This window comes from Pseudomonas sp. So3.2b (genome assembly GCF_019464415.1).
Taxonomy (GTDB): Bacteria; Pseudomonadota; Gammaproteobacteria; order Pseudomonadales; family Pseudomonadaceae; genus Aquipseudomonas; species Aquipseudomonas shahriarae.
The window spans coordinates 4,530,552-4,543,200 of sequence record NZ_CP080494.1; the positions used below are offsets into that span (position 1 = coordinate 4,530,552).

General features: G+C 60.7%; 9 protein-coding genes and 1 pseudogene. 4 read left to right on the forward strand and 6 right to left on the reverse strand.

Going from position 1 to position 12,649, the window contains the following annotated elements:
* Window positions 1–29: 29 nt before the first annotated feature.
* On the reverse strand, window positions 30–1,205 hold the full coding sequence (fadA, locus tag K1X80_RS20295) for an acetyl-CoA C-acyltransferase FadA (RefSeq protein ID WP_005786153.1): 1,176 nt from the start codon (window positions 1,203–1,205) through the stop codon (window positions 30–32).
* A 29-nt stretch (window positions 1,206–1,234) separates the two neighbouring features.
* Window positions 1,235–3,382, reverse strand: a complete 2,148-nt coding sequence (gene fadB / locus K1X80_RS20300; RefSeq protein ID WP_057438519.1) for a fatty acid oxidation complex subunit alpha FadB — start codon at window positions 3,380–3,382, stop codon at window positions 1,235–1,237.
* Window positions 3,383–3,399: 17 nt separating this feature from the next.
* On the opposite strand from fadB, the gene K1X80_RS20305 reads away from it, so the two are divergent.
* Entirely contained in the window at window positions 3,400–3,741 is a 342-nt protein-coding gene (locus K1X80_RS20305; RefSeq protein ID WP_157717225.1) for a hypothetical protein, read from the forward strand.
* Window positions 3,742–3,846: 105 nt separating this feature from the next.
* Here K1X80_RS20305 and K1X80_RS20310 read toward each other — a convergent pair whose 3' ends face one another.
* On the reverse strand, window positions 3,847–4,284 hold the full coding sequence (locus tag K1X80_RS20310) for a hypothetical protein (RefSeq protein WP_057438518.1): 438 nt from the start codon (window positions 4,282–4,284) through the stop codon (window positions 3,847–3,849).
* Between the two features lie 95 nt (window positions 4,285–4,379).
* Here K1X80_RS20310 and K1X80_RS20315 point away from each other — a divergent pair, with 95 nt between their 5' ends.
* Window positions 4,380–4,817: a universal stress protein gene (locus K1X80_RS20315; protein ID WP_057438517.1), complete on the forward strand. Its 438-nt coding sequence runs from the start codon at window positions 4,380–4,382 to the stop codon at window positions 4,815–4,817.
* A gap of 178 nt (window positions 4,818–4,995) precedes the next feature.
* On the opposite strand, the gene K1X80_RS20320 is transcribed toward K1X80_RS20315, so the two are convergent.
* Complete coding sequence (locus K1X80_RS20320) at window positions 4,996–6,912, reverse strand: ATP-binding cassette domain-containing protein (protein ID WP_057960300.1); 1,917 nt, start codon at window positions 6,910–6,912, stop codon at window positions 4,996–4,998.
* Window positions 6,913–7,124: 212 nt separating this feature from the next.
* Here K1X80_RS20320 and K1X80_RS20325 point away from each other — a divergent pair, with 212 nt between their 5' ends.
* Window positions 7,125–9,053, forward strand: coding sequence for a transglycosylase SLT domain-containing protein (locus K1X80_RS20325; protein ID WP_057960301.1), 1,929 nt, complete (start codon window positions 7,125–7,127; stop codon window positions 9,051–9,053).
* Between the two features lie 63 nt (window positions 9,054–9,116).
* Here K1X80_RS20325 and K1X80_RS20330 read toward each other — a convergent pair.
* Window positions 9,117–10,892, reverse strand: a pseudogene (locus K1X80_RS20330) (ABC transporter transmembrane domain-containing protein).
* Window positions 10,893–11,137: 245 nt separating this feature from the next.
* Between K1X80_RS20330 and K1X80_RS20335 the strand changes: the two are divergent.
* A complete protein-coding gene (locus tag K1X80_RS20335; RefSeq protein WP_032863322.1) occupies window positions 11,138–11,311 on the forward strand; it encodes a PA1571 family protein in 174 nt (57 codons plus the stop codon).
* A gap of 63 nt (window positions 11,312–11,374) precedes the next feature.
* Here K1X80_RS20335 and pdxB read toward each other — a convergent pair whose 3' ends face one another.
* A complete protein-coding gene (gene pdxB, locus K1X80_RS20340; RefSeq protein WP_057960303.1) occupies window positions 11,375–12,517 on the reverse strand; it encodes a 4-phosphoerythronate dehydrogenase PdxB in 1,143 nt (380 codons plus the stop codon).
* Window positions 12,518–12,649 lie beyond the last annotated feature (132 nt).

Below are 12,649 nucleotides of genomic sequence, written 5' to 3' on the forward strand. Positions count from 1 at the left end.
CTGGGCCCCGGCTTCCGTCAACCCAACGCTTAGACGCGTTCGAAGACGGTGGAAATGCCTTGGCCGAGACCAATGCACATGGTTGCAACCCCCAGGTTGCCGCCATTTTGCTTCATCACGTTAAGCAAGGTGCCGGAGATACGTGCACCGGAGCAACCGAATGGGTGGCCCAGGGCAATCGCACCGCCGTGCAGGTTAACCTTCTCGTTCATCTTGTCGAGTACTTTCAAATCTTTCAGCACTGGCAGGGCCTGTGCGGCGAAAGCTTCGTTGAGCTCGAAGAAGTCGATGTCGGAGATGCTCAGACCTGCGCGCTTCAAGGCTTTTTGTGTGGCCGGTACTGGACCATAGCCCATGATCGCCGGGTCCACACCCGCTACGGCCATGGAACGGATCACCGCCAGAGGCTGGATCCCCAGGTCCTGGGCACGCTGGGCCGACATCACGATCATGCACGAAGCACCATCAGTGATCTGCGACGACGTACCGGCTGTCACGGTGCCGCCCTTTGGATTGAACGCCGGCTTCAAGGCCGCCAGGCTTTCCAGGGTGGTGTCCGGACGAATGGTTTCGTCGTAGTCGAACAGTTTCAGGAAACCGTTCTCGTCGTAGCCGTTCATCGGGATGATTTCATCCTTGAACTTGCCTTCCACAGTCGCCTTGTGGGCCAACTGGTGGGAGCGCAAGCCAAAGGCGTCCTGGGCTTCACGGGTGATGCCATGCATCTTGCCGAGCATTTCCGCAGTCAGGCCCATCATGCCCGAGGCTTTCGCCGCGTACAGCGACATGTGCGGGTTAGGATCGACACCGTGCATCATGCTGACGTGACCCATGTGCTCCACGCCACCGACCACGAACACATCACCGTTGCCGGTCATGATCGCCTGGGCAGCCGTGTGCAGCGCGCTCATCGACGAGCCACACAGGCGGCTGACGGTCTGGCCGGCCGCGGTGTGCGGGATCTGCGTCATCAAGGAGGCCATGCGCGCGATGTTCCAGCCCTGCTCCAGGGTCTGGTTGACGCAGCCCCAGATCACGTCCTCGACCTCGTTCGGGTCGACCTTGACGTTACGCTCCAGCAACTTGCTGATCAGGTGCGCCGACATATCTTCGGCACGGGTGTTGCGGTGCATGCCGCCCTTGGAGCGGCCCATCGGAGTACGACCGAAGTCGACAATCACGACGTCTCTTGGATTCAAGCTCATAAATATTCTCGCTCTAGTCGTCTGGGCACTTAACCGAAGAAGCTCTGGCCATTCTTGGCCATCTCGCGCAGCTTCGCAGTCGGGTGGTACAGCGGGCCCAGATCAGCGTACTGATCAGCCAGGGCAACGAACTCGGCCACACCGATCGAGTCGATGTAACGCAGCGCACCGCCACGGAATGGAGGGAAACCAATACCGTACACCAGGCCCATATCGGCTTCGGCGGCGGTTTCGACGATGCCGTCTTCCAGGCAACGTACGGTTTCCAGGCACAGGGCGATCATCATCCAGTTGATGATGTCTTCGTCAGACACCTCACGCTGCTCGTAGACGATGGGTGCCAGCACTTCGTGGACCGATGGGTCGGCAACTTTCTTCTGCTTGCCCTTCTTGTCGGTCTCGTAGGCGTAGAAGCCCTTGCCATTCTTCTGGCCCAGGCGCTTGGCTTCGTAGAGTGCATCGACAGCCGAACGACGGTCGTCCTTCATGCGGTCCGGGAAGCCTTCAGCCATGACGTCGCGACCGTGGTGGCCGGTGTCGATGCCGACCACGTCCATCAGGTACGCCGGGCCCATGGGCCAGCCGAATTTTTCCATGACCTTGTCGATACGCACAAAGTCCACGCCAGCGCTGACCAGCTTGGCGAAACCGCCGAAGTACGGGAACAGCACGCGGTTGACCAAGAAGCCCGGGCAGTCGTTGACCACGATCGGGTTCTTGCCCATTTTCTTGGCGTAGGCAACGGTGGTGGCAACAGCCAGCTCGCTGGACTTCTCGCCACGGATCACTTCTACCAGCGGCATCATGTGCACCGGGTTGAAGAAGTGCATGCCGACGAAGTTTTCCGGACGCTTGAGGGCCTTGGCCAGCAAGGTGATGGAAATGGTCGAGGTGTTGGACGCCAGGATCGTGTCTTCTTTGACCTGGGCTTCGACTTCAGCCAGTACCGCCTGCTTGACCTTCGGGTTCTCGACAACCGCTTCGACCACCAGGTCGACGTGGCCGAAATCACCGTAGGACAGCGTAGGACGAATGCCGTTAAGCACTTCAGCCATTTTCGCAGCGGTCATGCGACCTTTATCAACGCGGCCGACCAGCAGCTTGGCAGCTTCCGCCAGGCCTTGCTCGATACCGTGCTCGTTGATGTCTTTCATCAGGATCGGCGTGCCTTTGGACGCCGACTGATAGGCAATACCACCGCCCATGATCCCGGCGCCGAGTACGGCAGCCTGTTTCACGTCTTTGGCGATTTCGTCGTAGGCCTTGGCTTTTTTCTTCAGTTCCTGATCGTTCAGGAACAGGCCGATCAAGCTCTGCGCAGCAGAAGTCTTGGCCAGCTTGACGAAGCCGGCAGCTTCGATTTCCAGGGCCTTGTCGCGACCGAAGTTCGCGGCTTTCTGGATGGTCTTGATCGCTTCGACCGGCGCCGGGTAGTTAGGGCCCGCTTGACCGGCCACGAAACCCTTGGCGGTTTCGAACGACATCATTTGTTCGATGGCGTTGAGCTTGAGTTTTTCCAGCTTAGGCTGACGCTTGGCCTTGTAGTCAAATTCGCCGCTGATGGCGCCCTTGATCAGGTTCAGTGCCGCTTCTGCGAGTTTTTCCGGAGCAACCACAGCATCGACGGCGCCGACTTTCAGCGCGTCTTCAGCACGGTTTTCCTTGCCGGCGGCGATCCACTCGATGGCGTTGTCGGCACCAATGATACGCGGCAGGCGCACGGTACCGCCGAAACCCGGGTAGATACCCAGCTTGACTTCCGGCAGGCCGATTTTCGCGCTGGAAGCCATGACGCGGAAGTCCGCAGCCAGGCACATTTCCAGACCGCCGCCCAGAGCGATGCCATTGATCGCGGCAACGGTCGGCACGTTGAGGTCTTCGAAATCGCTGAAAATCTTGTTGGCTTCGAGGTTGCCAGCCACAAGCTCGGCATCGGGCAGCTTGAAGTTGTCGACGAATTCGGTGATGTCAGCGCCGACGATAAACACGTCCTTGCCGCTGGAGACGATCACACCTTTGATCGATGCATCAGCCTTGATGGTGTCTACGGCCTGACGCAGTTCGTTCAGGGTTAGACGGTTGAACTTGTTGACGGACTCACCCTTGAGGTCGAATTTCAATTCGACGATGCCACTTTCAAGAGCCTTAACCGTGATGGCTTTACCTTCGTAAATCATCAACTGATCTCCACGATATGGAAGCTGAACAGTACACATCGGACGCTGGCCCCTGGTCGGGCATTGATCATTTCGTCAATGCTCACGCCAACGCGCCAGGCACACCCGCCAATGCGATAGTCGGGATTATGTATGAGATGCCTGACAGACAAACACTCAATTCATACGCCCGTTTGATTTGGGTACGCCACCTTCAGCCAAATTCCGACAATTGTCAATCGCCCGAAAGCGCTGTAAAAACGCGACTTTTCAGTCATTTCATAACCGCCAAGGCGAATCAATGCGCAGGTATTCACCTGATCAATAATCCAAAAGAGCCAGCAAAGGCCTGTACAGCGGCGGATATCCGGCTAGGCTAGCCGCATGTGGGAACGCCGGCGCGAATGCGCGGCGCGATGAAACGCAGAATGACCGGCCTGCCTGGCCAACTCCAGCCCGATGATGATGTCGGGCTTTTTATTGCCTCAGGCCAGGGCCTTGAGTAACGCACTGATGGCCTGCAAGTCACTGGACTCGCCCTTCTCGCCCCAGTACAGGGCGATCATCTGCTTGTCCGCCTCCACTTTGAAGACATTGGCCGGCAGCGTTGCAAAATGCGGCAACAACTTCTCGTCCACGCAGATTTCCTGCCATTGGTTGACCCACACACCTGGCTCCTGCTGCCAGTAAACCCACAGCGCGGGTTTGCTGCCGCGCCGTGGCCGACAGTACTGCGCACAGGGGCTGGGCGGCTCCTGCTTGAGCCAGTGCGGCCATTCCTGGGGCGACAGTTGCATCGCCAGGCCGATGCGTCGCGCCTCCATGCGCAGGGCCATGCGCCCGCTCTGGTGGCGCGAGGGCCGCAGCCATGCCAGAGGGCTCAAGACCACTAGAAGGATTGACACCACTATCCAGACCGTCATATGTGTACTCCCGAATTTCTAGATGAGCGGATTTGACCCCATCCGCTTGAAAGCAGCCATACTGAACTTATTGCAGTCCCCTGGAGGAACGCCTCATGACTTACCAACATATTCTGGTCGCCGTGGATCTGACCGAAGAGTGCGATCCGGTGATCAAGCGCGCCGTGGCCATTGCCGGCGATACCGTGAAGCTGTCGCTGGTGCATATCGTCGAACCCATGGCCATGGCCTTTGGCGGCGACGTACCGATGGACCTTTCGCAACTGCAACAGCAGCAGTTCGACCAGGCCAAGGAGCGCCTGGACCGACTGATTGCCAAATATCCCGCACTGAAAAAAGACCAAAGCCACCTGACTTACGGCCAGCCACGCCAGGAAATCCATCATCTGGCCAAGGAACAGAACTGCGACCTGATCGTGGTCGGCAGCCATGGTCGCCACGGCTTGGCGTTGCTGCTGGGCTCGACCGCCAACGACGTATTGCACGGCGCACCGTGCGACGTACTGGCAGTGAAGCTGGTAAAAAGCTCGTAAGAGCACTGCACATCAGATGTAGGAGCTGGCTTACCTGCGATAGCAGCCTGTCAGCTGATACATCGGGTGGCTGGCAGACCGCTATCGCCGGCAAGCCAGCTCCTACCTGTTGAAGTGCATTTCATATAAAAAAACCGGTACTCGTAAGAGCACCGGTTTTTTATTGCCGCTGAATCAATCAGGCATCCAGCTCGGCCCAACGCTCAACCAAGACTTCCAGCTCCTGGTTCAGCTTCTCCAGGGACTCGATGACCTTGGCCGTTTCTGCCGCCGGACGCAGGTAGAAGCCCGCGTCAGCCATGTCGGCCTCCACTGCAGCAATCTGCTTTTCCTTGGCTTCGATCTCACCCGGCAGGGCTTCGAGCTCACGCTGCAGCTTGTAGCTGAGCTTCTTCTTGGCAGCCGGCGCGGCTTCCTGAACCGGCGCAACAGCAGCCGGTGCAACCACAGCAGAGTTCAAGTCGGCCTTGCCAGACTTGCTCTCGGTCACGCCCAGCAGGCGCGGCGAGCCGCCCTGGCGCAGCCAGTCCTGGTAACCACCGACGTATTCGCGCACCTTGCCTTCACCTTCGAAGACCAGAGTGCTGGTGACCACGTTGTCGAGGAATGCCCGGTCGTGGCTGACCATCAGTACGGTACCGTTGAAGGTCAGCAGGACCTCTTCCAGCAACTCCAGCGTTTCCACGTCGAGGTCGTTGGTTGGTTCGTCGAGCACCAGCAGGTTGGCCGGTTTGCTGAACAACTTGGCCAGCAGCAGACGCGCACGCTCGCCGCCAGACAACGCCTTGACCGGCGTGCGCGCACGTTGCGGGCTGAACAGGAAGTCGCCCAGGTAGCTCAACACGTGGCGGCTCTGGCCGTCGATGTCGATAAAGTCGCGGCCTTCGGCGACGTTGTCGATCACGGTCTTTTCCAGGTCCAACTGGTGGCGCAACTGGTCGAAGTAGGCCACGTCGATGCGCGTCCCCTCTTCCACGGTGCCGCTGGTCGGTTGCAGACCGCTGAGCATCAGCTTGAGCAGGGTGGTCTTGCCGGTACCGTTGGCACCCAGCAGGCCGATGCGGTCGCCGCGCTGCAGGACCATGGAGAAGTCTTTGATCAGGAACGGGCCATCCGGGTGATGGAAGCTGACGTTCTCCAGGACCATCACCTGCTTGCCCGACTTGTCGGCGGTATCGAGCTGGATATTGGCCTTGCCGGTGCGCTCGCGACGTTCGCTGCGTTCCACACGCAAGGCTTTCAGGGCCCGTACACGGCCTTCGTTACGGGTGCGGCGGGCCTTGATGCCCTGGCGGATCCACACTTCTTCCTGGGCCAGTTTCTTGTCGAACAGCGCGTTGGCGGTTTCTTCAGCGGCCAGGGTGGCTTCCTTGTGCACCAGGAAGCTGGCGTAGTCGCCGTTCCAGTCGATCAGGCCGCCGCGATCCAGCTCGAGGATGCGCGTGGCGAGGTTCTGCAGGAAAGAACGGTCGTGCGTGATGAACAGCACGGCGCCCTGGAAGTCTTTGAGGGCCTCTTCAAGCCAGGCAATCGCGCCGATATCCAGGTGGTTGGTTGGTTCGTCGAGCAGCAGCAGATCCGGCTCGGAAACCAGAGCCTGGGCCAGCAGCACACGGCGACGCCAGCCGCCGGACAACTCGGCGAGGGTCTTGTCGGCCGGCAGTTGCAGGCGGCTCAGGGTGCTGTCGACCAATTGCTGCAAGCGCCAGCCATCACGGGCTTCGAGGTCTTGCTGGACGTGCATCAGTTTGTCCAGGTCGGCATCGGTGACGCAGTTCTGCGCCAGGTGATGGTATTCGGCAAGCAATGCGCCCACACCGTCGAGGCCTTCGGCAACCACGTCGAACACGGTCCGTTCGTCGGCCACCGGCAATTCTTGCGGCAATTCGCCGATCTTCAGGCCCGGGGCGCGCCACACGGAGCCGTCATCGGGCTTCTGGTCGCCTTTTACCAGCTTCATCATGCTGGACTTGCCGGTGCCGTTGCGGCCGATGATGCACACCCGCTCACCACGGGCGATCTGCCAGGACACCTTGTCCAACAACGGCATAGCGCCGAAAGCAAGGGACACATCGCTGAATTTGAGCAGGGTCATACGCTTCTCCAAAAACTGGGCGCGCATTCTACCTGAGTTGGGGGGTGAAGCGGCCGGCATTTTCGTGCCCGACACGTTCTGTAGGACATTTCTTGAGAACTTCAGCGAAGCAGCCAGCAAAGCTTTCACCGGCTGTAGGCAAAAGGCTAAGCTAGGGGTAATCAGTGTCGGCGGCGCCGGCACTAGTCCTGATTTCTTTGCACGGACGTCTCATGCGCAGTCGCCTTTTCAGCTTTTTATCTTGCCTGCTTCTTTCCTCCACCGCCGTCCAGACCGCCCAGGCCGTGGACCTGACCACCCAACGCCAATATTACGACCAAGCCAAGCGCGCCCTGGCCAAAGGTGACACCGGGCCGTACATGCAATACAGCCAGGCCCTGGCCGACTATCCACTGACGCCTTACCTGGCCTATGACGAACTGACCGCCCGCCTGAAGTCCGCGAGCAACCAGGAAATCGAACAGTTCCTGGCCAAACATGGCGACCTGCCCCAGGCCAACTGGATGAAACTGCGCTGGTTGCGCTGGCTGGCCGAGCGTGGCGATTGGCAGACCTTTGAAAAGTACTACGACGCCAAGCTCAATTTCACCGAACTGGACTGCCTCCACGGCCAATACCAGTTGAGCCACAACCTCAAGGCCGAAGGCTACAAGACCGCCGAAGCCCTGTGGATGACCGGTAAATCCCAACCCGCCGCCTGCGATGCCACCTTTGGCCAATGGGCCGCCGCCGGGCAATTGACCGAACAGAAAATCTGGGACCGCACCAAGCTGGCCGCCGAAGCCCGTAACTATGCGCTGGCCAACAGCCTGGTGAAAACCTTGCCCACCCTGGGCGCCCAGGGCCGCTTGATGGTGGATGTGGCGCAAAAGCCCGCCATGCTCAGCGACCCATCACGCTTCCTGCCGGCCACCGCGGCCATGTCCGACGCCGTCGGCCTGGGCTTGCGCCGCCTGGCGCGCCAGAATCCGGAACAAGCCATGGCCCTGCTGGATGGGTATGCCAGCAGCATGCACTTCTCCCGTGACGAAAAAGTCTCCATCGCCCGGGAAATCGGCCTGACCCTGGCGCGCCGCTACGACCCGCGCGCCCTGGATGTGATGACCAAATACGACCCGGAACTGCGTGACAACACCGTCTCCGAATGGCGCCTGCGCCTGCTGCTGCGCCTGGCCCGCTGGGAAGATGCCTACCAGTTGACCCGCAAGCTGCCCCAGGACCTGGCCACCACCAACCGCTGGCGCTACTGGCAGGCCCGCGCCCTGGAACTGGCCGAGCCGAAGAACCCCCATGCACTGGTGCTGTACAAGGGCCTGGCAAAGGAGCGGGATTTTTATGGTTTCCTTGCCGCGGATCGCTCCCAGGCCCCGTATCAACTCAATAATCAGCCGCTGGTCATGAGCCAGGCGCTGGTCAACAAGGTGCGCAATACCCCGGGTGTACGCCGCGCCCTGGAATTTTATGCCCGTGGCCAGATCGTCGACGGCCGCCGCGAGTGGTATCACGTCAGCCGCCACTTCAACCGTGACGAAATGGTTGCCCAAGCCAAGCTTGCCTACGACATGAAGTGGTACTTCCCGGCGATCCGCACCATCAGCCAGGCCAAGTACTGGGACGACCTGGATATCCGTTTCCCCATGGCCCACCGCGACACTCTGGTGCGTGAAGCCAAGGTCCGTGGCCTGCATTCGAGCTGGGTGTTTGCCATTACCCGTCAGGAAAGCGCGTTTATGGATGACGCCCGCTCCGGCGTCGGCGCCAGCGGCCTGATGCAACTGATGCCCGCCACCGCCAAGGAAACCGCGCGCAAGTTCAGCATCCCGCTGGCGTCACCGCAGCAGGTGCTGGACCCGGACAAGAATATCCAACTCGGCGCCGCCTACCTGAGCCAGGTGCACAGCCAGTTCAACGGCAACCGCGTGCTCGCCTCCGCGGCCTACAACGCCGGCCCTGGCCGCGTACGCCAATGGCTGCGCGGCGCCGACCACCTGAGTTTCGACGTGTGGGTGGAGAGCATCCCGTTCGACGAAACCCGCCAGTATGTGCAGAACGTGCTGTCTTATTCGGTGATCTACGGGCAGAAGCTCAACTCGCCACAGCCGCTGGTGGACTGGCACGAACGTTATTTTGATGACCAGTAACAGCCGGTCAATGCTGCCCGCTTGAAGCTGCAAGTGCCCGCGTTGTGAGACGCGGGCATTTTTTTAGGGTTCGTCGTGGCCATCGCTGAATTGCAGGGCCGCCAGCCGCGCATACAGCGGGTTGCTGGCAATCAGCTGCTGATGGGTGCCCACTGCGACCAATTTCCCTTGATCCATCACCGCGATCCGGTCGGCGTTTTTTACCGTGGCCAGGCGGTGGGCGATCACCAGAGTGGTGCGCCCCTGCATCAGTTGCGGCAACGCCTGCTGGATCAAATGCTCGCTCTGCGCGTCCAAGGCACTGGTGGCCTCGTCCAGCAACAGAATGGGCGCATCCACCAGCAAGGCCCGGGCAATGGCCAGACGCTGGCGCTGACCGCCGGAAAGGCCCAGGCCGCCATCCCCCAGATGGGTCTGGTAACCGTCAGGCATTTGCAGGATGAAATCGTGGGCATGGGCAATGCGCGCCGCTTCTTCGACCTGGGCAAAACTGGCCTGCGGGTTGCCGTAGCGGATGTTGTCTTCGACGCTGCCAAAAAACAGCGCCGGGCTCTGGGACACCAAGGCAAAGCAGCGGCGCAGGTCCAGCGGGTCGAGATCGGTCAGCGGCTGGCCTTCGAGCAGCACCTACCCCTGCTGCGGGTCATAGAAACGCAACAGCAAGTCGAACAGGGTGGACTTGCCCGCCCCGGACGGGCCGACCAGGGCCAGGGTTTCGCCAGCCTTGACGCTCAGGTTCAGGCCTTCGATGGCATAGCGGTCAGGACGCGAGGGGTAGGAGAAATACAGGTCTTGCAGCTCCAGACGGCCACTGACCCGTTGCGGCAACTTGATCGCACCAGTCGCCGGCGCCTGGATGTCATTGCTCGACTGCAACAGCTCGGCGATTCGCTCTGCCGCCCCGGCAGCCCGTTGCAACTCGCCGATCACTTCGCTCAAGGTGCCAAAGGCGCTGCCGACGATCAGGCTGTAGAACACAAAGGCCGCCAGCTCACCGCCGGAGATGCGCCCGGCAATCACATCCATGCCGCCCACCCACAGCATCACGCCGACGGCACCCAGCACCAGCACAATCACCAGGGTGATCAGCCAGGCACGCTGGACGATGCGTTTGCGCGCCGTGGTGAACGCCTCCTCCACCGTCCGCGCGAAGCGCTGCTCATCCTGCACCTGATGGTTGTAGGCCTGCACGGTCTTGATCTGGCCCAGGGTCTCGGACACGTAGCTGCCGACGTCGGCAATCCGGTCCTGGCTCTGGCGCGACAAGCTGCGCACGCGGCGACCGAAGATCAGAATCGGCGCCAGCACCAGCGGCAGCGCCACCACCACAATGCTGGTGAGCTTGGGGTTGGTGATAAACAGCAACACAATCCCGCCGATCACCATCAACGCGTTGCGCAGGAACAGCGACAAGGACGAGCCGATCACCGATTGCAGCAATGTGGTGTCGGCGGTCAAGCGCGACTGGATTTCCGAGCTGCGGTTGTGCTCGTAGAACCCCGGATGCAGGTAGATCAGGTGGTTGAACACCAGCCGACGAATGTCCGCCACCACCCGCTCGCCGATCCACGACACCAGGTAAAAGCGCGCAAACGTGCCCACCGCCAGGCCCAGCACGAGGATCATGAACAGGCCGATGGACTGGTTGAGCAGGTGCGGCGATTGGGTCATAAAGCCCTGGTCCACCAACAGCCGAATGCCCTGGCCCATGGACAAGGTAATGCCTGCGGTAACGATCAGCGCGAGCAAGGCGCCGACGGCCTGCCAGCGATAGGGGGCAATAAAGCGGGTGGCCAGGCGAATGGCGCGGCGTTGACGGGCTGAAAGCATGGAAAGCATCACCTGAGGAAGACAACCCCAAGCCTACACTGCAATCGGATTGAACTTGGGCAAATCACAATGAGTCAGGTTAATTATGCTCGGCAAGACTAGGCCCTAGAGGCTATCGGTCTAAACTCCGGCTGGAAATCCAGCGTGATTTCTGCTGGAGTGGGCATTCGATCCGTCGACGGGCCATGGAGTTGTAACAGCTCGGTCACGCGGGGGAATTAGAGTAGGTACACAACCTGATGAGGAGACAGGCCATGTCCTTGCAAACCAGCAGCACTGACAAAGTTGAAGTAATCCGCCAGCCACAGCAGTTGCCTTGCTCGTACATCGATGCACAGGGCCGTGAAGTGCAGATTACCGAAGAGATGATCCAGGGCGCCTGCGCCGAACTGGAGCAGAAACTGGTCAAGCCTGCCCAGCAAGGCTGATACGCCCCAGCTCTTTCAGACCCGGCCCAGGTGGCCGGGTTTTTTATGCCTGCGCTATGTCGATCAGCAAAGGCTTGCGCCCAAGCTGGTGACGAGGGCCTGCAAGGCTGCCGACTCACCGCTGATCCGCACCTTCAAGCCGTCAATCTCGCGGCGGTCCGGATAGTGCTTGCGCAGCAGGTCGAACGCCTTGCGCTGCTCCTCCACAGTGCCCACGAGGCTGCGGCGGAAATCTGCATCATCGCGCCGCGGGTCGTAGACGCTGCGGCACAGCGTCGCCAGGGCCCAGGCCGGGTCGGTGCTGGCATTGAGGTTAACCTCCGCCAGCCAAGGCTCAGGCAGCAAGTCACTCAACTGAATGCTCGCCGGCTGCCCAAGGTGCGCGCACAGCGCCTGGTAGATCTGCGCCGTGCCGCGCTGCTTGCCGTCCAGGCTGTAGCCGGCGATATGCGGGGTCGCCAGCACGCACAACTCGGCCAACTCGACATCCACTTCGGGCTCGCCTTCCCACACATCCAGCACCGCCTGCAGGTCTTCGCGGTCCAGCAACACCTCGCGCAGCGCCGCATTATCCACCACCGGGCCGCGGCTGGCGTTGATCAGCCAGGTACCCGGCTGCAACTGCTCCAGGCGCTGGCGATCCAGCAGGTGCCAGGTCGAGCCACTGCCGGATTTTTTCAGCGGGGTATGCAGGCTGATCACATCACATTGCTCGATGATCTGTTCCAGGCTGACGTAATCACCGTCTTCGGCGACCTGGCGTGGCGGATCGCAGACCAGCACTTTCCAACCCAGGCCCTTGAGCACCTTGACCAGGCGCCCGCCCACTTCACCGGCACCGACGATGCCATACGTCCGCTGGTTCAGGTCTGCGCCCTCGATTTCAGCCAGGGTCAACAGGCTCCCCAGCACATAATCCACCACCCCCCGGGCGTTGCAACCCGGCGCGCTGGACCATTGGATACCGGCCCGCTGAAAGTAATCGAGGTCCAGGTGATCGGTGCCGATGGTGCAGGTGCCGACGAACCGTACCGGCGTGCCTTCCAGCAGCGCGCGGTTGACGTTGGTCACCGAGCGCACCAGCAGCACATCGGCCTGTTCAATGGCGGCGCGGTCAATGGCCCGACCGGGCACGCGGCGGATCTCGCCAAACCCTTCGAAGAACGCATCGAGCAGCGGGATATTTTCGTCGGCAACAATCAGCATGGCAGGCTCCTTTGGCGGACCCGCAGTGTACAGGCACCAGCCTGTGGCACGTTTACAAATCCGCTACACAGGTATTTTCCTGACCCATCCGTCAAGGCGTAGAATGCGCCGTCCTGAGTTCTCCCTTATCGG

Bases quoted from the DNA above. Each gene is read 5' to 3' on its own strand.
- K1X80_RS20320 (WP_057960300.1), bottom strand. From the start codon at position 6,912: ATGACCCTGCTCAAATTCAGCGATGTGTCCCTTGCTTTCGGCGCTATG.
- K1X80_RS20310 (WP_057438518.1), bottom strand. From the start codon at position 4,284: ATGACGGTCTGGATAGTGGTGTCAATCCTTCTAGTGGTCTTGAGCCCT.
- K1X80_RS20315 (WP_057438517.1), top strand. From the start codon at position 4,380: ATGACTTACCAACATATTCTGGTCGCCGTGGATCTGACCGAAGAGTGC.
- fadB (WP_057438519.1), bottom strand. From the start codon at position 3,382: ATGATTTACGAAGGTAAAGCCATCACGGTTAAGGCTCTTGAAAGTGGC.
- K1X80_RS20325 (WP_057960301.1), top strand. From the start codon at position 7,125: ATGCGCAGTCGCCTTTTCAGCTTTTTATCTTGCCTGCTTCTTTCCTCC.
- K1X80_RS20335 (WP_032863322.1), top strand. From the start codon at position 11,138: ATGTCCTTGCAAACCAGCAGCACTGACAAAGTTGAAGTAATCCGCCAG.
- K1X80_RS20305 (WP_157717225.1), top strand. From the start codon at position 3,400: ATGGAAGCTGAACAGTACACATCGGACGCTGGCCCCTGGTCGGGCATT.
- fadA (WP_005786153.1), bottom strand. From the start codon at position 1,205: ATGAGCTTGAATCCAAGAGACGTCGTGATTGTCGACTTCGGTCGTACT.
- pdxB (WP_057960303.1), bottom strand. From the start codon at position 12,517: ATGCTGATTGTTGCCGACGAAAATATCCCGCTGCTCGATGCGTTCTTC.